Genomic DNA, 21,688 nt, shown 5'->3' with positions numbered 1-21,688 from the left:
AGGCACGGCCTGCCCCGCCGTTCCACATCCGAGGGAAGCGATCCGAGGGAAGCGAGGAAGCGGGAACGTTGCGACGGGAGTCCGATCTCTTCGAGGTGCACGAACCGGTGCTGGTGCGGATCGCGAGCCGGCCACGGGACCAGGAGGGCGCAGGGGCCCTCGTCGACGCCGACGATCCCGTACCGGGTGTCCGCCGGCTGGCGGCCGACCCGCTGCTGCGCCAGGCGGTCGAGGTGGCCAGCGGCAGTCTGGCGCTCAGCCTCCGGCAGATCGGTGACGACGCGGGCGTGGCGGCGCTCGGCCGCAAACGTCTGCTCAGCGCCGCGCGGACCCTCACCCGGTACGCGCGGCGGTCCGGCGGACGCCCCACCCCCTTCGGGCTGTTCGCGGGAGTGGGCAGGGCCCGTTTCGGGCCCGTGGCCAAGGCGGGGCCCGCCGGGGCCGGCGAGGTGTCGGTCCGCCTCGACGGCGGCTGGCTGCACCGCAGGGTCCTGGCCTGGCTCGCCGACCCCGGGGTCCGCCGCCGGGTGGACGTCACCCTCAACGACCTGTGCGTGCTCAGGGACGGCCGGCTGACCCTGAGCACGGGGGAGCGGCAGGTCTCGGTCCGCGACACCGCGCTGGTCGCCGCCGTGCGGGAACTCGCCGCCGTCCCCGTCCCCTACGCCGCCCTCTTCGACGAGCTGGCGCGTCGCTTCCCCGCACTCCCGCCCGACCGGCTCGACGCCCAGCTGGGCGGCCTCCTCCAGCACGGCCTGCTGCTCACCTCGCTCACCCCGCACCGCATCGACGACGAGTTGCTGGACCGTATCGAGGCCGCCGTCAAGGACACCCTTCCGGACGCGGCCACGGGCCTGCGCGCGATCCGCTCGGCCGCCGCCGCGCACGAGCAGGACCCGCCCGGCCGGGGCCACGAGTCCTGGCGGACCCTGCTCGACGGCGTGCACCGGCTCGACGCCGCGGGGCGGACCGGGCAGGGCGCGGAGAGCGGCGTGGACCGCCGCCCGCCGGTCCACGTCGACCTGCGGATGCCCGCCGACCTCGTCCTGCCCGACACGGTCGGCGAGGAGGCGCGCCGCTACGCCGCGGCCGTCTGGGCGATGACGCCGGAGTGGACGACCCTCGCGCACCTGCGGGACTACCGGGACCGTTTCATCGAGCGGTACGGCACCGCGTCCGCCGTCCCGCTGGCCGACCTCGTCGATCCGCACCGAGGCCTGGGACTGCCGCCCGAGTACACGGACCCGCCCACCCACACCCGCGAGGGGCCCGGCGACGACGCCGACCGCCCGCGCCGGGGCGTGATCGGCGAACTGGTCCAGCAGGCCGTCCTGGCCGGGGGCGACGTCGAACTCACCGACGAGGACGTGGAGCGGCTGGCCACCGCCGCGGGCCACGACCCCCGCAGCGCCCCGCCCCGGACCCTCGAACTGTGCTTCCAGATCCTCGCCGACAGCGCGGACGCCCTGGAACGCGGCGACTTCCGGCTCCTGGGCAGCCCGCACATCGGCTCCTGGACCGCCGGCGCCACCGCGGGCCGCTTCGCCGGACTCGTCGGCCTCACCGACGAACTCGCCCGGCTGGCAGCACACGCCTCGGACGGGAACTCCATCGCGGCGCAGGTCGAGGTCGCGCCGCACGACCCGCGTTCCCTCAACATCGTCCAGGTGCCGCGGCTGCTGCCGTACCGCATCCCCGTCGGCGTCGCCGACGACCGGAGCGACCCGCACTGCCTGGACTGGCGCACGTTGCTGGTGGCGGCCGGCGCGGACGGCCTGCGGCTGCTGCACGAGCCGAGCGGGCGCCAGGTCAAGCCGGTCTTCCCGCACATGCTCGCCCTCGACACCCAGGCGCCCCCGGTGGCCCGCTTCCTGGCCGACCTGGCCATGGCCCGCCCCCGGGTCTGGTCGGGCTGGGACTGGGCCGGCCTGGACGTGCTCCCCTACCTGCCCGCCATCCGCTACGGCCGGGTCCTCGCCACCCCCCGCCGCTGGCTCCCGGGCCGGCGGCTCCGGGACGCCGCCCGCACCCGCGACGGCTCCACGTGGCAGCGGGGGCTGCGCGAGTGGCGCCGGCGCCTCGCCGTGCCCGACCGCGTGCAGATCGCCCGCAACGACCAGATGTACCCGGTGGACCTGCGCGACCCCTGGGACCAGGACCTGCTGCGCTCCGAACTGACCGCCGCCCAGCCCCGCTTCGTCCTCTACGAGGACCTCACGGCCGACGGTGCCGGCCTGGGCTGGAACGGGGGCCACAGCACCGAGATCGTGGTGCCGCTGGTGAGCACCGGGCGTCCCGCGACGCCCCCGCCCCCCGCACCGCGGACCGGGCGCACCCCGGTCCGGCGCTCGCCCACCCGGATCCATCTCCCGGGCGAGGACTGGCTCTTCGTCAAGCTCTACGCCGAACCGGCCGCCCACGACTCCCTCCTGACCGACCACCTGCCGACGCTGCTGGAGGAGGTGGAGGAGGACGTCGACCGGTGGTTCTTCCTGCGCTACCGGGACCCCGAGCCGCATCTGCGCCTGCGCCTGCACGGCGACCCGGACAGGCTGAACACCCGGGTCCTGCCCCTCCTCGCCCGCCGCACCCGCGGCCTGATCGAGTCCGGCGCGCTGCGCACCATGGGCCTGGACGTGTACCGCCCGGAGACCGACCGCTACGGCGGCGAACGCGCCCAGGAGGCAGCCGAGCGCTTCTTCCGGACGGACAGCCTCTCCGCACTGCTGCAACTGCGCGCCCGTCGCTCGGCGTCCGCGCCCCCACCGGACGACGTGCTCGCCGCCGCGGGCCACGCCGTACTGCTCGACTCCCTGGGCGACTGGGACTGGTGCTCCTGGGTGGACCACACGTTCACCAAGGGCCCGGAGCACGACGCCCACCGGCGCCACCGTGCGTCGGCCGACCGCCTGATCCGCCCCGGCGAGGCCGCGCGTCTGACCGCCGAGGCACTGTCGTCCCCGGCGCTCGCACAGCTGTGGACCGGGACTCCGGAGCCACGCGCCTACGGCCGCCTGGTCCTGGACGCGGCACCGGCCGACCGCGACGAGGCCGTGCTGTCCCTCCTGCACATGCGCCACAACCGCCTGTTCGGCATCGACCCCGCCGCGGAGGCCCGCGGATACGCCGTCCTGCGCGGCGCGGCCCGCGCCCACCTCGGCCGGCGGAAGCACGCAGGGAGGCCCTGATGACCGGCACGACCGCGGCCACCGGCACGACCGCGGCCACCGGCACGACCCGTGCCCCCGCCCGGGCCGACGTACGGGCCCGCGCCCTGACCGTCTCGGCCGGGATCCTCGACCGGCTGGCCGACCCCGCCGCCACCATGGCCGCCACCCGCATTCCCGCCGAAGCCGCCGACGACGGCGTCGGCGAACCCGTGTGGGCCGAACTGACCCTGGGCAGCGGAAGCCCCGGCCTGGCCATGGCCTTCGGCGGAGTGGCCCACAGGGCGGCCGAGCAGATCCCCCGCGCGCACGCCTACCTGGCAGCGGCCACCCGAGCCGTGGCGTCCGGATCCGTCACCCCGAGCGGCGTCTTCAAGGGGCCGGGCGCCCTGGCCTTCGCCGTCCTGCTCGCGCACCGCCGCACCGGCGGTTACGTCTCCGCGCTGCGCAGCCTCGACGCCTACCAGCGAGACCTCGTGCGCACGGTCCTGCCCCCTGCCACGGACGCCCCGCTGCCCACCATCGGCCACTACGAACTGGTCCGCGGGCTCACCGGAGTGGGCCGCTACCTGCTGGCCCGCGCGGAAACCTGTGGCGAGGCCCTGGAAGGCGTCCTCGGCCACCTGATCCGCCTGGCCCGGGGCACCGTCGAACACCGAGGGCACCGCGTGCCGCGCTGGTGGGCCCTGGACGCTCCGCGCATCGGCTCGGAGGACGCGTTCCCGGACGGGCACCTCAACCTGGGCGTCTCGCACGGCGTGGCGGGGCCGCTGGCCCTGCTGTCCCTCGCCTGGCAGCAGGGCGTCAGGCTTCCGGGCCATCAGGAGGGCATCGAATCGACCGCCGACCTGCTGACCCGCTGGGCGGTCGAGGACCGGCACGGCGTGTTCTGGCCCGGCCACCTCGACCTGGACCAGTGGGCGGCCGGCCCGGACGCGTACGACGAGCCCGCCGGCTGGCCGTCCTGGTGCTACGGCGCCCCGGGCGTCTCCCGTGCCCTGCAGCTCGCCGGCCTGGCCCTGCACCGCGAGGACTGGAGTCTGCTGTCCCGCGCCTCCCTGGACCGCCTCCTCACCCGGCCCCTCGCCGACTGGGGCATCCACGACCACGCCCTGTGCCATGGCTGGGCGGGCGCCCTCCACCAGCTCGGCCGGCTCAACGAGCACTTCGCCGACCCGGGCATCGAGTCCCTCCGGGACCGCCTGGCCACCGAACTGACCGCGGCCTTCGACCCGGACCTCCCCTTCGGTCACCGCTTCACCATGACGGCCGTGCCGTTCGGCTCCGACGTCTCGGGCTACCTGGACGGCGCCGCGGGCGTCGCCCTGGCCCTCGACTCCTACGGCACGGACGGCACCCCCGGTGACTGGGACATGCCGCTGCTGCTGTCCTGACCACGGGTCGGTCGGGCCGGAGGAACGGCCGCGCGTCGCCCCGCCCGGCGCTCACGGCCGGGGCGGGGCCGTGTCGTCGTCACTTCCGGTAGCCGAGGATGGTCATCATCCCGGATTCGGAGTGGTACTGGTTGTGGCAGTGCAGCATCCACAGGCCCGGGTTGTCGGCGTAGAAGTCGATGACGAGTTTCCGGTGGGGCAGTACGTGGGCGGTGTCCTTGCGGGCTCCGGCCGCGTCGATGCCGGTGAGGGCGAAGGTGTGGCCGTGCAGGTGGATGGGGTGCCACATGTGGGTGGCGTTGATGAGGGAGATGCGGATCCGTTCGCCTTCCCGGACCGGGACGCGCTTCTTGATGGAGTACGGCTCGTGGTCGAAGCCCCAGTCGAAGTTCTTCATGCCGCCGGTGAGTTTGATGCGCATCTCGCGGTCCGGTTCGCGGTCGCTGAGGGCGACGGACTCGTGCGGCACGAGCCGTCTGGCGGGCACGATCCGGCCGTCGAGCTCGTCCGGATGCGCGGAGGGGCCGGGGAGTCTCCCGCTGCCGGTGCGCAGGACCGCCAGGGCCCTCGCGCGCTTGCCCTCGGCGAGCGCGACCAGTGGGAACACCCCGTCCTTGGCGGTGACCAGCACGTCGTAGCGTTCGGCCATGCCGAGGAAGAGCGCGTCCGTCTTGCGGTGTTCGACCGGGTAGCCGTCCGTGTGCGTCACCGTCATCTCGTGACCGCCCAGTGCCACCCGGAAGCCCGTGTCGCCCCCGGCGTTGATGATCCGCAGCCGGATGCGGTCCCCGGGGCGGGCCCGGAACACCGTGGGAGCCGTCGGGAGACGGCCGTTGACCAGGTAGAGCGGGTAGTCGACGTTGCCTCCCATGCCGTGCAGCAGCCGGCTGCGGGAGTGCCGCAGGACGCGGGAGGGCCCGGCGGCCCGGCCGGGGCCCGAGGCCTGCGGGCCGCCGTTCCCGGCGTGGCGTGAACCGTCGTGTCCGCTGCCCTCGCCCATGTCCATCGGGCGGACCTTGCCGTTCTGCAACTGCGTGAGCGCGGCGTCCGGGGTGGAGCCGGCCACGCCGTCCAGCCAGTCGTCCAGGACGATGACCCACTCCTTGTCGTAGGACAACGGCTCCTTGGGGTCCTCGACGATCAGCGGGGCGTACAGCCCGCGGTCGAGCTGCATGCCCGAGTGCGAGTGCAGCCAGTAGGTGCCCGGGTGCGCCACGGCGAACCGGTAGGTGAAGTCCGCGCCGGGCTTGATGGAGTACTGGGTCAGGCCCGGCACACCGTCCATGTCGCAGCGCATCCGGATGCCGTGCGAGTGCAGCGTCGTCGACTCGCGCAGATGGTTGGCGAGCGTGAGATCGAGTACGTCGCCCGCGTTGATCCGGATCTCCTTCCCGGGCAGCGTGTCGCCGTACGCCCATGTCCTGACGGTCCGTCCGCCCAGGTCGAGGGACGTCTCGGTGGCGGTGAGCCTGAACCTGCGGAGGGGCCCGGACCCGCGTCTCCTCTCCGCGGCGATGACCTCGGGATCGGACGGGTTGACGTACCCCTTGGGCCCCTTGGGCACGAAGCCGCCGCCGCTGTGCGGGCCGCCGGTGTGACGGGCGGGCCCCGCCCCGGTCCCGGGGTGCGGGCCGGACCCGGTGCAGGCGGTCAGGGCAGCCCCCGAGCCGGCGGCCGCGAGCGAAGCAGCGAGCAAGGTGCGCCGCGTATATGTGTGCATGTCTATATAAGACCTGTTTTGTGGGCTTATATGTGAGATTGGAGACGGCGCGTCTCTTGAACACCACGGCCGTGGACCGTCCGGGCCGCGGTGCGGCGGCCGTCGCACCGCGGGGGCTAGGATCCGGGCCATGGCGCTGACCATGGACCACGTGGACCGGTTCGAGGCGTCCAGGCCCCGCCTGGAGGCCATCGCCTACCGCCTCCTCGGCTCGGCGAGCGAGGCCGAGGACGCCGTGCAGGAGACGTTCCTGCGCTGGCAGGCCGCCGACGTCGACCGCATCGAGGTCCCCGAGGCATGGCTGACGAAGGTCCTCACCAACCTGTGCCTCAACCAGCTCACCTCGGCCCGCGCGCGGCGCGAGACCTACGTGGGCCAGTGGCTGCCCGAGCCGCTGCTCGCCGGGGACCCGATGCTCGGTCCGGCCGACACCGCCGAACAGCGCGAATCGGTCTCGTACGCGGTCCTCGTCCTGCTGGAGCGCCTCTCCCCGGGGGAGCGGGCGGTGTACGTGCTGCGGGAGGCCTTCGACTACCCGCACCGGGAGATCGCCGGCATCCTCGACATCACCGAGGCCGCCAGCCAGCAGATCTTCCACCGCGCCAAGAAGCACGTCGCGGCCGGCCGGGCCCGCACTGCGATCGACGAGGCCGCCGCCCGGCGGATCGTCGACGAGTTCCTCGCGGCCGCCACCAGCGGCAGGACCGAGCCGCTCGTGCGGCTGCTCACCCAGGACGCCGTCGCGATCGGTGACGGCGGCGGGAAGGTCCCGGCCCGCGCCAAGGCGTTCGAGGGCGCCCTCGCGGTCGCGAAGTTCATGCGGGGCCTGTTCACACCCGGCAAGGCCAAGCGCGCCCTGGTCGGCGGCTCGCCCGACGTCTTCGCCGCGACCGCCAACGGCGACCCCGCCGTCGTGGTGGTCCTCGACGGGCGGGTCATCGGCGTCATGTGCCTGGAGGTCACCGCCGAGGGCATCGCCGCGTTCCGCAGCCAGGTCAACCCCGACAAGCTCGAACGCGCGACCGGGCGGTGGGCGGCCTCCGGCCACGGCGAACCCCTGCTCCGCGCCTTCTGACCTCGGTGTGAGGTGCTTCACATCGCGTTCCTGTCAGGAAACGGCGGGCCGTCCGGTTCAGGGGGGCGAACCCGCTGAAGACAGGAGCGCGACATGCAGCACCGCATCATCGTCCTCGGAGCCGGCTACACCGGAGCCATCGTCGCCGGGCGTCTCGCCAGGCGGCTGCACCGCGAGGACGTCGCCATCACCCTCGTCAACGCCGAGCCCGACTTCGTCGAGCGGGTCCGGATGCACCAGCTCGCTGTCGGTCAGGAGCTCAGGCCCCGGCCCTTCAGCGAGATGTTCGCGGGCACCGGCGTCGAACTGAGGCTCGGCAAGGTGACCGGCGTCGACGTCGACCGCGGGACCGTCACCGTCCTCGACGCCGGCGGCGCCGAGGAGCTGGAGTACGACACCCTCGTGTACGCCCTCGGCAGCGGCTGGGACGACCAGGGTGTCCCCGGCACGGCCGAGCACGCCCACGAGATCGCCGGCCGCGCCGGGGCGCTCCGGCTCCGCGAGAGCCTGGCCCGCCTGGACGCCGGACAGCCCGTCGTCGTGGTCGGCGGCGGGCTCACGGGCCTGGAGGCCGCGACCGAGATCGCCGAGGCCCGCCCTGACCTCGACGTCGCCCTCGCCGCGCGCGGCGGCCTCGGCGACTGGCTCTCCCCCAAGGGCGTGCGCCACCTGCGCAAGGTCTTCGGCAAGCTCGGCATCACCGTGCACGAGCAGGCCGCCGTCACCGCCGTCGAGGCCGATCGCGTCACCACCGCGGACGGCACGTCCATCCCGGCCGCGGTCACCGTGTGGACCACCGGCTTCGCCGTCCACCCGATCGCGAAGGCCACCACCCTGGAGGTCACCGACACGGGTCAGATCGTGGTCGACGGGACCATGCGCTCCGTCTCGCACCCGGACGTGTACGCCGTCGGAGACGCGGCCAGGGTGACGGGCCCCGGCGACAAGCCGCTGCGGATGTCGTGCGCCTCCGGCGTCCCCACCGCGTGGCAGGCCGCCGACGCCATCGCGGCCCGGCTGACCGGCGGAAAGCTTCCGGACGTGCCGCTGCGCTACTTCAACCAGTGCATCTCGCTGGGCCGCAGGGAAGGTCTGATCCAGTACGTCACCGCCGACGACCGCGCCGTCCGCGCGGCCCTGACGGGGCGGCTCGCCGCCGTCTACAAGGAACTGGTCTGCAAGGGGGCGGCCTGGGGCGTGGCCAACCCGCTGATCGGGATGCCGACCCGGCGCCGCCGCGTCCTGCGCGAGCCGGCCCCGGCGGGCGCCCGCTCCGCCGTGGGCTGAGTGGGCGCCGAGCTGCCGCACGGGAGCGGCCTCTTCGCACCGCGGGCCGCGCCGCGCCCCGTTGCTTCTCCTGCGCCGCCCCGCGCGCCGTGAACGGCAGTACCAGCCGCGACCGGTGGGCGGCGTCGCGGTAGATCTTGTCGGTGACGGGGCGGCCCACCGGCAGGTGGAAGGCGTCCGGGGGCAGCAGAGCGTTGTGCCCGTCGTCCGGCGGCTCGTCGTCGGACAGCTCCACGACCGGTCCGGGGCCCGGTGGGAACGTCTCCGCGAACGGGCGGACGCGCTTCAGATCGCTGCCGGCTCGGCCGGCACCGCGCGGGTGTGCGGGGTGGTACGGGTCGCCCTCCGTGGTGCGCTCCTCGTCCAACTCCCGGTGCGGGGCCTTGAGGCAGGCGGTCGCGACGAGCCGGCGCTTCCGGGTCGGGGGGCTCGTCCCGCATGCGCCAGGACGGCGATTCCGCCCCGACGCCGCCGACGGCCGCGCCGGGCGGACCGCGGCGCGATGACGTCAGGCGGACGGTCGGCCCCGACTCACGCGGCCGGAACCCGGCCTGAGATCCTTCCGTCTTCCTGTGCCGACGGGCTGCTCGGCTCACCGCCCGTCGACCTGCCGGTAACCATTCACCCAGAACCCAGTAAAGCGACTGACGATTGAAATACATACCATCGCGGGTGTTTCCGCGAATAAGCCGCGGAATCGCGCTCTCCGCGGGGCGCGACCCGCGGGCGAGACTCTGGGCCGTGGCGGGTGCGGCGACCCTCGGATTCCTCATCGCGCTGGAGATCGCCGCGCGTCGCTACGGCCTGCCAGGGCCGATCACCAACCAGGCGAAAGAAGTGATATTCGCCCCCAAATCGGGGCCTTTGCTGTACGCCAGTATGGCGTTGATGATGGTGGTGCTCACCTGGCGGCAACGGTTCGTCGCGGCCGCTGTCGCGATCGGCGTCGACGTCGTCTTCGCGCTGGTGCGGTGGGCGGCCGGTGCCAGGGTGACCGACGGACACTCCTTCGGCAACGGCGCGTTGTGGGTGATCCTGGGCTGCGCGGTCCTCGCTCTCACGCGCCGCACCGGCCGGGAACGGGTCCTGCTGCTGAAGGGCGTCGGGCTGGGCCTGTTGCTGGTGGCCGGCCGCAAGACGGGCGATGCCTGGCTGCTGATCACGTCGAAGACCCGTCCGGCGGTGCTCGACCAGTACGTGGCGACCGCCGACCACGCGCTGGGCGATCCGTCGTGGCTGGCGGGCCGGATCGTCAGGGCCGCGGGCCCGGTCGGCGCCCACGTCCTCGACTGGGTCTACGTCCAGCTCGCGGTGGCAGCGGTCGTCGTCGCGCTGTACCAGCTGCGCAACGTGGCGGTCGACCGCCGCTTCCCGCGCCATCACCTCGTACGCACCTTCCTGGTGATCGGCCTCGTCGGGCCGGGCATCTACATGATCTACCCGGTGGTCGGACCGGTCTTCGCCTACGGCACCGGCGCGTTCGGCACGGGCGGCGAGCAGTGGGCCGTGGCCAACCTGTGGCCGGACACGCTGCCGCCTCTCGTCACCCCGCACCCGGTGATGTACGACGGGATCACGCCCCGCAACTGCATGCCCAGCCTGCACACGGCATGGGCCACTGCCATCTTCATCCATTCCCGCAAGGGGCCACGGATCCTGCGCTACGCAGGAACGTTTTGGCTCGTCGCGACGCTCGGCGCGACGCTGGGATTCGGCTATCACTACGGCATAGACCTCCTCGCCGGCGTGGTGTTCGCGGTCACGATCGAGGCCGCGCTGCGCTCCCTCGACCGCGGCTGGGACCGGGCGGGAATCCAGCTCGTCGCTCACGGGACGGCGGTCTTCGCCGCGCTCTTGTCGGCGGCGCGCTTCCTGCCGGTGCTCATGGCTCAACATCCGTGGGTTTCCGGACCACTTCTCATTCTGGCGACGGCCTCGGTGGTCCACGGCTACGTGCGGACCGCCAGACGATGGGAACCGAAGGCCGCGGCACCGGCACAGCAACCGGGACCGCAACTCGAACCCGCCTGAGGCGGGCCGCACGGTCCGCCTCAGGGCTGTGCGGGCGGCGGGGCCGTCTCCCGCAGGACGAACGCCGCCTCCGTCGTGCGGCACAGCGCCTGCACGGCGTGGCGCAGCGAGCGCCAGGAGGCCAGGCCGAGGAGGACGCCGACCGGGGCCGCGGGCCACCACCAGGCGCCGAGGACCGTGAACGCCGCGCTCCAGGCGAGGGCCTCGCAGGCCGCGTCGTAGGCGTCACGGGCCTCGGCGAGCGCGGCGCGGGGCGGATCGGCGGCTCCCAGGAGGAGTGCGGTCCAGCCGCTGACGACGTCCCCGCCGGTCCCCCTCCTGATGTTCGCCTCGGTGAGACGGAGCCGGTCACCCGACCAGGTCGGTGACTGGGGTGGCCCTGCGGTTCGGGCGCGGGCCGCCCGCGCGTCGAGCCGGTCGGCGCGCAGCGCGTGACCCGCGGCGCGTGCCCGCACGGAGTCCCTGGCCAGGGTGTCCGGCTCCACCCAGCGCCGGGTCCGCCACGCCTTCAGCCGCCGGCCCGCCGGCTGCAGCCACCACGGCCAGGCCCCGGACGCCAGTGCCCCGATGGCGGCCGCGGCGTACGGCACCGCGAACGCGGCCCCCACCACCGGCACCGCGAAGAGCACGACCGAGGCGACGGCGTCCGCGGAGAGACCGCCGCCCGTGCGCAGTGCGGCGGCGATCCGCTCGCGGGCGAGAGCGACGTCGTTCCAGTGGCTGTGGCCCAGCTCCCCGCCGCCGACGACCGCGACCACGACGAACAGCGCGGCGGGCAGGAGCCGGCGCAGGAACCACCCGTCGGGTATGCGCTTCTGCAGCTCGATGAGCAGGCCCACAGGCGTCAGCCGTCCACCAGGCGCATCGGTCCCCCGCCCAGGTCGCAGACCGGGGTGGGCGCCGCGGCCGCGTCCCGCAGCTCGACCCGGGCGCAGCGGCGCGTGGGACAGACCCAGCCGGCCGACTGCGGGGTGGGGGCGCCCGGCCAGTCGCCCACGCCCATGGTGGCGGGCAGGCCGAGCCCGTTCGGGACCCCGGCCGACTCGACCGCGTCGTGCAGGGCGCGCACGGCGTCCCGCCACTCGGTGCCGGCCGGGTCCGCGTCCCGTACGACCGGGAAGGCCGACTCCCAGACGGTGGGGGCGACCAGCGGGCGCAACTCCTCGACATTGCGGCACAGGTATTCCACGGCGCCCTCGTACACCCTGCGCGCTTTTGCCCCGGCCCCCACGGCGGCCTCCCTGAATGCCCGGAGAAACAACGTCCTCTGACAGTCAGTCAGACTAATGTAGGAGCGATGTCCGAGCTCCGGGAACGAGTGGTCGCACGCGTCGTCACCGCTCAGGACGCCCGCGACCCCGCGGCCCTGCGCGGTCAGGACGCGGTGGCCGACGCGCTGGCCCTGCTGCGGGAGGCCGCGCCCTCGCCCGAGGGGCAGGTCGACCTGGACTCGGTCGCCGCCGTCCTCTGGACCTTCTGGTGCCGCCACCAGGGCGCCGAGGACCCCGACGCGGCGCAGAACCTGGCGGTCGTGTCCGGCACGTTCGGCTTCCTGGCCCCGCGCCTGTCCGAGGAAGCCCGGTTCCCCGAGGCCCTCCTGGAGGGCTTCGACCCCGCCGATCCGTCCCACGACGCACGGTTCGCCCACCTGATGAGCTCGGCGTACGCCGACGCCGTGGTCAACGGGCCCCAGCAGGAGAGCGTCACCGCTCTCGAGACCGCGCTCGCCTGGTCGGACACCTCGTTCGAGTACGTCCGGGCCGACGACCACGTGGGCTTCGTGGAGCTGGCGCTCCACGCCCACGAACTCCACCTGACGCGCTTCCGGCTGGCCGCGGAGCCGGACGCGCTGGCCGCGGCGGCCCGGTACGGCAGGGCGGTGTGCACGCGGCTCGCCTCCGCCGGACCGGGCCTGTTCGATCCCGACGGGGCGCGGACCGCCGCCGCGGCCGCCCTGCGCACGGTGGTGGACGCGGCACGGCTGCTCGGCACGCCCCGGCTCGCCCTCGTCGAACGGCTGGTCGCGGCCGCACCGGACGGCGCGCTCACCCCGGACACCGCCGAAGGGCTGCGCTTCCTGCGTCTGCTGGACGCCCAGCCGCTCGCCTGGCCCGGCGAACGCGACCTGCGCGTCGGCGCGGCCATCGCCGACGCGGGCGGTGCCGAGCACGACGCGGGCCGCATCGCCTGCGCCGTACGGCGACTGCGTGCCGCCCTGGCCGCCACCCCCGTCGGCCACCCCGCACGCCCCCAGGTCACCGCCGCGCTCGGCAAGGCGCTCGCGGCCTTCGCGAGGGAGCGCGAGGACGAGGCGGCGGCCGTCGAGGCCGTGGAACTGCTCGACTCCGTCGGGGCGGTGAGCGGCGAGCTCCGCGAGACCCTCGCCGCGTACCGGGAGCTGGAGGAGCTGAGCCGGAGCGACGATCCCGCCGACCTGGAGCGGCTCCGGCCGCTGCTGCGGCACTACGCCGAGCGGGGCCGGGAGCGCGCCGCACGTGCCGGCGGCCCGGTCGACATCGACCTGGAGATCGTCGCCCTGGCCGCCGGCTTCCGGCCCGACGACTCCTCCGACGAGCGGATCGCCCGCTACCGCACCGCCCTCGCCGCCCTCCCCGCCGGCCGGCCCCACCGCCACGCCTACGTCGCCGTACTGGCCGCGCTCACCGGGGCGCGGGCCCAGGCGCTGCGGAGCACCGCACCCGCCCGCGCGGACCTGTACGCGGCGGAGTCCCGCGAACTGACCGAGGAGGCCGCGGCCGGCGCTCCGGGCGGTTTCCCGGCGCCGGACCTGCTGCGGCGGGGCCTGTTCGAGGCCGCCCTGCCCGTCGCCCTCATGGCGGTCACCACCGGTGGCGAGGAAGGTCCGGGCGGCCCGGACGACGACGAACTGCGCACGATGGCGGAGCTGCTGACGCGCATGGACGACGTCCGCCTCGACGGCCGCGAGACCCTCGACGCCGACATCGGGATCGTCCGGGAGCTCTTCGACGGTCTCGACGAGGACGACGCCACCGTGCGCCCCTACCTGGCCGCCGTGCTCGGCGGCGCCCTGTCCGCCCGCTCCGCCGACCGCGCCGACCCCGCATCCCTCGCGGAGGTCGTCGAGCTGCTGCGCTACGCCCGCTCCCACGCCGCCGACCTGCCGGGCGAGTTCCACCGGATGCTCGCGGACGCGCTCACCACCCTGTCGTCCGTCAGCTTCGACGCGGAGGGCGCGCGCGAGGCGGCGGCCCTGCTCGCCTCGGCGGCGGGCACGCCCGGCATCCCGGCGGCCGAAGGGGAGCCCCGGCCCGGCGATCCAACGCTGTCCGAGACCGACAAGGAGGTCCTGTCGGCACGTACCGAGCTCCACAGCGCCCTGCAGAACTACCTCTTCGGCCACGAACCGGCCCAGCTGGAACGGGCCCGGCGGATCGCCCGCAGGATGCGGGACGTCATACGCGCCGCGCCCGCGGGGGACGGCCTGGTCCGGTACGACCTGATGGGCGACGCCTACGTCGACCTGGTGGAGACCGTCGGCCCCGGCGGCGGCCCCCGCCCGGACCTCGGCGACGCCGTGCTCGACCAGTGCCGGGAGACCTTCGCCAAGTGCCACGCCGGGCACCCGATGCGGCCGATGACCGCCATGACGCTCGCCCGGGCACTCGCGCAGCGGTCCGTCGCACTGCGCGCCACCGAACCGGAGCGGGCCCAGGCCCTGCTGGCCGAGGCGGACGAGCTGAGCCGCGTCCTGTCGGAGGAGACGCCCCGGGGAGCCCCGGTCGACGTGGGCGCCACGATGCGCATGTTCCTCGACCTCATCGGACGGGGCCGCCTCCCGGAGGTCACGACCACCACGGGCGCCCCCCGGCCCCAGGGCGCCCCCGCCACCCCGGAGGACTTCCTCACCGCCCTCCTCGCGCCCGTCCGGGCACGCCTCGACGGCATCGCGGACCCCGCGGCGTGGCGTGATCCCGCGATCCCGGTGTGGGTACGGGCTCACGGCGAGATCGGTGCCGCAGCCGGTGAGCTGGGCCGGGAGCAGCCCCGGGTCGACCTCGCCCTGGCCCATCTCGAAGCGGGCGTCGAGGCCATGGCGGGCATCACGGACCGGGGTAGCGACCAGGCGTCCGCGGAGCACGGTCTGTCGACGTTCGAGGGGGACATCCGGTCGATCGTCGAGCTGGTCCTCAACCACCTCGTCGGCCGCGAGCTCCCCGCCCGACCGGCGACCCCGGAACAGGCACCGCGCGGGGCCGAGGCGGGGGACAGCGCGCCCGGGCCGGGTGTCCTCGCGCGGACGGCCGAAGGACCCGACGTCGACCGCGCCGCCGAACTGCTGGAACGCGGCCGCGGTCTGCTGCTGGCCCGGCGGATCGAGGCCCGCGCCGACATCGGCGACCTGCGCTCGGCGCACCCCGCGCTGGCGGACGAGTTCGAGCGGCTGACCGAGCAGCTCGAAGCGCGGCCCGAGACGTCCGCCGCCGGTGACGCCGAGTGGGCCCGGCTCGCCGGCCTGCGCGCATCCAACGAACTCGACGACGTCGTACGGCGCATCCGCACCCGGCCCGGCTTCGAAGGCTTCCTGCGCCCGCTCACCGCCGAGGAGCTGCGCGCCCTCGCGGCCGACGGTCCCGTCGTGGTCCTCAACCACGGCCGGCGCTCGTGCCACGCCCTCGTCGTCACGCACCGGTCGATCACCGCCCTGCCCCTGGACGCCGGGGCCGACGAGATCGCCGACACGGCGCGGCGGCTGCGCGATGCGGTCGACGCCATCAACGCGCAGGGCACCGCCAGACCCTCCCCGCTCCGGCTCGTCGCCGCAGGCAACACGGTCCGCGAGACGCTGGCGTGGACCTGGCACAAGATCGTGCGCCCGGTGCTGGAGCTGGCCGGGTCGGCGGACCCCGTCCCCCGGCACGGCGAGTGGCCGCGCATCTGGTGGGTCCCGACCGGGCCCTTCAACACCCTGCCGCTGCACGCGGCCCAGTGCACGGCACCCGACTGCGCGCTCGACGGCTGCGGGGCCGCGCTCGACACCGTGGTCTCGTCGTACGTCCCGGGCCTGCAGACCCTGGCGTACGCCCGTGCCCGCGCCCGGCGGCGTGACGCGGCCGACCACGGCGGCGCCCTCCTGGTCGCCGCGCCCGAGGACGACCTGCCCGGCGTCGCGGCGGCCGCCGCCTACGCCGCCGAACTCCTCGGCGCGCGCCCGCCGCTGGTCGGCCCGGCAGCCACCCGGCAGGCCGTGCTCACCGCGCTGCACGAGGCCACGTGGGCCCACTTCGGCTGCCACGCGGCCACCGACCCGACGGAGCCCTCCGGCGCCCTGCTGCACCTGCCCGGCGGCGAGCCGGTGTCGGTCCTGGAGATCTGCCGGACCCGCCCGCGCTCGGCGCAGCTCGCCTTCCTGGCGGCCTGCGGCACCGCACGCACCGCCGAACGCCTCACGGACGAGGCCATCCACATCACGAGCTCCTTCCTGCTGGCCGGCTTCCCCACCGCGGTCGGCACCCTGTGGGAGATCGACAGCATCCACGCGGACCACATGACCCGCGACTTCTACCGGCGTACGACAGCCGCCGGCACCCCCGGCGCCGCCTACGCCCTGCACGACACGGTCCGCCAACTGCGCCGCCGCGTCCCCGACCGCCCGCACCTGTGGGCGGCGTACGTCCACGCGGGGACATAGAGGGCACGCCGCCTCAGGACGACCCGGCGACCACCGGAGCCTCGCCTTCGGAACTCCGAAGCCGGGAACGGACTTCGCGGGAGTACTGGACGGCTTCGCGTGTGAAAGCCCTCAACGGGATGACCTCTGGCGGTCACGACCCGGCACCCGGTCACGCGGCGGCGAGGGCTCCGCTGATCTTGCGGCTCATCTCGGCCATGGCGGGGCCGGGCTCGCCCGTGCGGGCCCGGACGGCTGCTTCGACGGCGACGCCGACGACGCTGCGGAAGTTCTCGGCCTCGGCCGGGTCCTGCTTCCTGAGCAGGACCATGGCCGCGGTCAGGGCCGGCAGCACGTGGTCGGCGAGTTCGGCCACGGACTTGCCGTTCAGGTTCTCGATCTTCGACTTCTCGGCCAGCACGTGCCCGATCGGGCCGGTCGCGGAGGCCAGGGCGATGCTGCCGTGGGTGGCGACCTTGTGGGGCGAGCCGGCGGCGTCGGCGGCGGCCATGAGCGAGACGGCGCCGTAGGCGGCGGTCCGGAGGGTGAGCTTGTCCTGGGCGCTGAGGGTGATGGTCATGGTGGTGTGCTCCTTGGATTCTCCGCGGCCCCCGGGTGGGGCTCGCGTCGCCTTCGTTCTGGTACGGAGCTTGCACCCACCGGGTTTCACGACGCCCTCACAGCGCTTTCAGCGGACGAATGGGCGCCCAGACGCGCTGAAACCGGATCGGCACCCACCCCACGACGCGCCTGCGGACCACCAGCCTTGGGCCGACGCTCTGGCTGGGTCTTGCTTCACGGCCGGTTACGCCACCGGGGCCCCTGTGCCGGGGCTGACAGGACCGATCGGAGCTGTCTGCGCGACCTGATGCCGAGCTTGGCGAAGATGTTGCCGAGGTGCCACTCCACCGTGCGGGGGCTGATGAACAGCTGGGCGCCGATCTCGACGTTGGTGTGGCCGTCTCTGGCCAGCCTGGCGATCTGGGCCTCCTGGCCGGTGAGCTCTGCACCGGTGCCGACCGTTCGCTTGCGCACGGTCTCCCCGGTCGCCATGAGCTCCCTGCGGGCACGCTCGGCGAAGCCGTCGGCTCCGATGCCGCTGAACGTCTCATGAGCGGAGCGCAGTTGTGCGCGACTGTCCTGGCGGCGGTTCCGGCGGCGCAGCCACTCGCCGTACAAAAGGCGGGCGCGCGCCAGGTGGACGGTGACCCGGCATCGTTCCAGACGCTCGATCGCCTCCTGGTAGAGCGCATCGGCGATGTCGCCCCGGTCCTCGCTCAGGAGCGCGCGCGAGGAAGCCTCCGCGCCAAGGGCCCAGTTGGTTCCACTGGCGCGCGTTCTTTCAGCGAGCTGTTCCAGCGCGGGCACGGCGGCTCCCGGGTGCCCGCTGCGGACGGACGCCTCGATCAATTCGCCCAGCGCCCAGCCGTAGAATCCCAGATCCTCGTGCCGGCACGCGCGCCTCGCGGCCGACAGGGCGTCCTCGTAGCGGCCGAGGCCGTTGTAGAGCACCGCATACGCATACTCGGCAAGACCGAGTGAGCGTCCCTCGCCCCGCGAAACCACTTCCTCGACGGTGCTCGCGATGAGGTCCAACGCCTGAGACTCCCGTCCCCGCAAGGCAGCGAGCACCAGTGACGTGTACATCATGGGCGTGCCGCCGGTCGCCTCCGAGATCGCCGTCGCCTCGTCGATCAACGCCGCCGACGTGTCGAGATCGCCGGCATGCGCGTGGAAACAGGCCTGATAGGTCAGAGCCATCGGGAGGACGGCGAGCGCACCTGCTTCGCGGGCGATGCCGACGGCGCCAGTCGCCAGCTCCTGCCAGGCCTCGTCGTCCCACAGCTCCGGAGCGAGAGGCTCGGGTGTCACTCGGAACGCCAGCCACAACCAGTGCCTTTCCGCGTCTGCCGGGCCGGACCTCTGCTCCTGCCGGACGGTGTGCAGCGCACGTCTGAGGGCGTCGACGCCGGCGGCGTGGCCATCGATGACCAAACCGGTCATGGCATCCAAGAGGATGTCGACCGTCCGCGGCGGTGAGGAAGGCGGCGGCCCGGCGCGAACCGCCTGGGCCACCTCCCGCTGCCCGGGTCCCTTGCTCAGACGACCGGCGAAGACCGCCGCGCCGACCGCCTCCAGCAGAGTTTCGCGGGCAAGGGCGGCGTCGAGGGGCGCCAGCCGGTGGGCAGCATCGAGCAGCAGCCGGGGCGCGCCCCCTCCGCGTACTCGGGAGAACACCAGCCGGGCTCGCAGCCGCTCGAGCCGGGCCTGCTGCAGGTCGTCCAGTGGGCCGGCCTCCGCGGCTGCCAGCAGGTTGTCGGCCTGGTCGGCTGCGCCGGCGTCGATGTGGGCCTGAGCTGCAGCCAGTGCACGGGCGACGCGGCGTGCGGGGTCGGGTGTCAGCTCCGTCGCCCGCCGCAGGAAGGAGGCTGCCGCAGCTGCGCCGCCCCTGCCTTGGGCCCGCTCGGCCGAGCGCTCCAGGTCGGCGGCGACCCTCTCGTCGGGCCGGGAGGCGGCGTGAGCGCGGTGCCACGCCCTGCGGTCAGGATCAACGCGGGGATCGGTTGCCTCTGCCAGTGCGTGATGCGCCGCCCGGCGTTCAGGCGCGGACGTCCTCTGGTAGATGGCCGAGCGCACCAGGGGATGGTGGAAGCGCACTCCGACCCCGAAGTCGACCAGGCCTGCGACTTCTGCCGGCACTGCGGCGTCCGCCGGGATTCTCTGCAGACCGGCCGCACGCCACAGCAGCTCCACGTCTCCGGTCGGCTCTGCAGCAGCGCTGAGCAGAAGCCGCTGGCTGTCGTGCGGCAGTGACCGGAACTGCTGATGAAAGGCGTCCTCCAGGCACCTCTCCACGGGGCGCGTGCCGGGAAGCCAGAATCCGCCCGCGAGATCGGCAGGCGCGAGCGCGCGTGGCAAGGTCAACAAGGCCATCGGGTTGCCGTGTGCTTCGGCCACGATCCGGTCCCGTACCAGCGGGTCGAGCGGCACCCGGACGGCGGACGTCAGCAGGGCTCGTGCGTCGTGCTCGCCGAGGCCCTCGACGGTCAGCTCGGGCAGACCCTCCAGCTCACGATCGTCGTAGGAGTCCCGCACGGCGAATATCAAGGCCACCGGTTCGGCCATCAGCCGCCTGGCGGCGAACGCCAGTACCTGCAGGGATCCGTCATCGAGCCACTGCGCGTCATCGACGAGACAGGCCAGCGGGCGGTCACCAGCGGCGCCGGCAAGCAGATCGATCACCGCCAGGCCCACCAGGAACCGATTCGATGCCTCGCCCTCACGTAGTCCGAAAGCTACGGAGAGTGCGTGGCGCTGCGGTGGGGGCAGCCGATCGAGCCGGCCCAGCATGGGTGAGCAAAGCTGATGGAGGCCTGCGAACGGAAGCTCCATTTCCGACTCGATGCCCGCGACGCCGACGGTACGGAACCCGACGGCTCGGCCCGCTGCGTAGTCCAGCAACGCGGTCTTGCCGATCCCTGCCTCACCACGCAGAACCAGGACCGCGCTGCTGCCCGACCGCGCCGTGGCGAGCACCTGCTCCAACGCGGCCAGTTCTCTGCCGCGGCCCCGGAGTGCGACGTGCGAATCGATGGCTGGCATGCCCATGAGTCGATCTTTCCGCTGCCACTTTGTGCGCTGATGCGATCTTATTTCCCTTCTGGGTTCCATGGGAGTCATGCGGACTCTGTCCCGCCCCGGGTCCGGCCACGGGATGGTTCCCCGGGGTTTCCCCTGGGGCGATGCACGTCGGGCCGGTCGAAGGTGGACGAACCGGCGGCACGGCGTCGCCGGCCACCGCAAGCCGGTGAGCACAGCAAGGAGACCCCCCACATGCCAGACACTTCCGCAGTGCCGGAGATACGGCCGTTCACATTCGAGTTCCCCGAGTCGGAGCTCGAGGACCTGCGCCGGCGCATCGAGGCCACTCGTTTCCCGGAGAAGGAGACTGTCGCGGATCAGTCGCAGGGCACGCAGCTCGCAACGGTCCAGGAGCTCGCGCGCTACTGGGCGACGGAGTACGACTGGCGCAAGGTCGAGGCGAAGCTGAAGGGCCTGCCCAACTTCATCACCGAGATCGACGGGCTGGACATCCACTTCATCCACGTTCGCTCGAAGCACGAGAACGCTCTGCCGCTGATCGTGACCCACGGTTGGCCGGGCTCGGTCATCGAGCAGCTGAAGCTCATCGAGCCGCTCACCGACCCCACGGCCCACGGCGGCGACGCCTCGGACGCGTTCCATGTGGTGATCCCGTCGATGCCTGGCTACGGTTTCTCCGGCAAGCCGACCTCGACCGGCTGGAGCCCCGAGCGCATCGCACGCGCCTGGGCCGAGCTGATGAAGCGCCTCGGTTACACCAGGTACGCGGCCCAGGGTGGCGACTGGGGTGCGATCGTCGTCGACGAAATGGGCGTGCAGCAGCCCGAAGGGCTGGTCGGCATCCACACGAACATGCCGAAGGTGGTGCCGCCCGACATCGAGGCGGCCATCATCGCCGGCAACCCCCTGCCGGCCGACGTCGTCCTCGCCAACGACGAGGAGAAGCGCGCCGTCGAGCAGCTGGACTTCATGTACCGGCACGCCTACTACGCCTACCTGATGGGGTCGCGCCCGCAGACGCTGACCGGGCTGGTGGATTCCCCGGTCGGCTTGGCGGCCTTCATGCTCGACCACGACGCGAAGAGTCTCGATCTGATCTCGCGGGCCTTCGCCGGGCAGGAGGAAGGCCTGACGCGGGACGACGTCCTCGACAACATCACGTTGTTCTGGCTGACGAAGACGGCGGTCTCTGCCGCCCGTCTCTATGCGGAGAACAGGCACCCGTTCTTCGGCGTGAGGGGCGTCACCCTACCGGTCGCTGCGAGTGTCTTCCCCGACGAGATGTACCAGGCCCCCAAGAGCTGGACGGAGCAGGCGTACCCGAATCTCATCCACTACAACCAGCTCCCCAAGGGCGGCCATTTCGCGGCCTGGGAGCAGCCGGAGTTCATGGTCGGCGAGCTCCGCACGGGCCTCCGCTCGCTTCGCTAGCTGCTGACCATCTGCGGGCCTTCACGAGGGGGCAACGCTCTGAGCTGACTCCAAGGCCGGTTCCGTGCGCACGGACAAGGCCCACAACAGAGGACCGGACCACCCGTCAGTCTGAACAGCCTTCCGGGTTGTCCGGTCGCACAAGCTCTGCTCAGGATCCCGGTGCCGACCGTGCCGGGGCAGTTGGCGCCCTCCGGTGCGGGCGGATGCTGCTGCAACTCCGCGTAGGCGTGGCGAGTTGAAGTGGCTCAGCGAGTCCTTCGCGGTATGCCGCCCGCCTTGAATCAGCGAAGCGGCTTCGATGATGAACGTCGGCCTCGCGGAGTTGTG

General features: G+C 73.4%; 12 protein-coding genes. 7 read left to right on the top strand and 5 right to left on the bottom strand.

Annotated features, from left to right (window positions below; all coding sequences use genetic code 11):
- Positions 1–68 precede the first annotated feature (68 nt).
- The gene (locus IE260_RS06130; RefSeq protein ID WP_189869445.1) at positions 69–3,188 is read left to right on the top strand and encodes a lantibiotic dehydratase; all 3,120 of its coding nucleotides are present in this window, start codon (positions 69–71) and stop codon (positions 3,186–3,188) included.
- A complete protein-coding gene (locus tag IE260_RS06125) occupies positions 3,188–4,561 on the top strand; it encodes a lanthionine synthetase C family protein (RefSeq protein ID WP_189869444.1) in 1,374 nt (457 codons plus the stop codon). The genes IE260_RS06130 and IE260_RS06125 overlap by 1 nt, the downstream gene beginning before the upstream one ends.
- Before the next feature lie 79 nt (positions 4,562–4,640).
- Here IE260_RS06125 and IE260_RS06120 read toward each other — a convergent pair whose 3' ends face one another.
- Entirely contained in the window at positions 4,641–6,281 is a 1,641-nt protein-coding gene (locus tag IE260_RS06120; protein ID WP_189869443.1) for a multicopper oxidase family protein, read from the bottom strand.
- 130 nt (positions 6,282–6,411) lie between these two features.
- Here IE260_RS06120 and IE260_RS06115 point away from each other — a divergent pair, with 130 nt between their 5' ends.
- The 3 genes from IE260_RS06115 to IE260_RS06105 all read left to right on the top strand — a co-directional run bounded on the left by IE260_RS06115 (position 6,412) and on the right by IE260_RS06105 (position 10,674).
- Entirely contained in the window at positions 6,412–7,356 is a 945-nt protein-coding gene (locus IE260_RS06115; RefSeq protein WP_189869442.1) for an RNA polymerase sigma-70 factor, read from the top strand.
- Between the two features lie 93 nt (positions 7,357–7,449).
- Positions 7,450–8,643, top strand: a complete 1,194-nt coding sequence (locus IE260_RS06110; RefSeq protein ID WP_189869441.1) for an NAD(P)/FAD-dependent oxidoreductase — start codon at positions 7,450–7,452, stop codon at positions 8,641–8,643.
- A gap of 741 nt (positions 8,644–9,384) precedes the next feature.
- Entirely contained in the window at positions 9,385–10,674 is a 1,290-nt protein-coding gene (locus IE260_RS06105; RefSeq protein ID WP_189869708.1) for a phosphatase PAP2 family protein, read from the top strand.
- A gap of 20 nt (positions 10,675–10,694) precedes the next feature.
- Here the strand turns inward: IE260_RS06105 and IE260_RS06100 are convergent, their stop codons facing one another.
- Positions 10,695–11,513 carry a hypothetical protein gene (locus IE260_RS06100; RefSeq protein ID WP_189869440.1) on the bottom strand — a complete coding sequence of 273 codons (819 nt, stop codon included), beginning with the start codon at positions 11,511–11,513 and terminating at the stop codon, positions 10,695–10,697.
- A 5-nt stretch (positions 11,514–11,518) separates the two neighbouring features.
- Positions 11,519–11,905 carry a hypothetical protein gene (locus IE260_RS06095; protein WP_189869439.1) on the bottom strand — a complete coding sequence of 129 codons (387 nt, stop codon included), beginning with the start codon at positions 11,903–11,905 and terminating at the stop codon, positions 11,519–11,521.
- Positions 11,906–11,971: 66 nt separating this feature from the next.
- Between IE260_RS06095 and IE260_RS06090 the strand changes: the two genes are divergently transcribed.
- Positions 11,972–16,345 (top strand): CHAT domain-containing protein, encoded by a 4,374-nt coding sequence (locus IE260_RS06090; RefSeq protein WP_189869438.1) that lies wholly within the window; start codon positions 11,972–11,974, stop codon positions 16,343–16,345.
- A gap of 151 nt (positions 16,346–16,496) precedes the next feature.
- Here IE260_RS06090 and IE260_RS06085 read toward each other — a convergent pair whose 3' ends face one another.
- Positions 16,497–16,904 (bottom strand): hypothetical protein, encoded by a 408-nt coding sequence (locus tag IE260_RS06085; protein ID WP_189869437.1) that lies wholly within the window; start codon positions 16,902–16,904, stop codon positions 16,497–16,499.
- 215 nt (positions 16,905–17,119) lie between these two features.
- Positions 17,120–19,933 carry a helix-turn-helix transcriptional regulator gene (locus IE260_RS06080; RefSeq protein WP_189869436.1) on the bottom strand — a complete coding sequence of 938 codons (2,814 nt, stop codon included), beginning with the start codon at positions 19,931–19,933 and terminating at the stop codon, positions 17,120–17,122.
- Between the two features lie 225 nt (positions 19,934–20,158).
- Between IE260_RS06080 and IE260_RS06075 the strand changes: the two genes are divergently transcribed.
- Positions 20,159–21,358 (top strand): epoxide hydrolase family protein, encoded by a 1,200-nt coding sequence (locus IE260_RS06075; protein WP_189869435.1) that lies wholly within the window; start codon positions 20,159–20,161, stop codon positions 21,356–21,358.
- The last annotated feature ends 330 nt before the right edge of the window (positions 21,359–21,688 follow it).

Source organism: Streptomyces viridiviolaceus (assembly GCF_014650995.1).
Classification (GTDB): domain Bacteria; phylum Actinomycetota; class Actinomycetes; order Streptomycetales; family Streptomycetaceae; genus Streptomyces; species Streptomyces viridiviolaceus.
The sequence above is the reverse complement of the archived record's forward strand: the minus strand, read 5'-3'. Positions and strand labels throughout refer to the sequence as shown.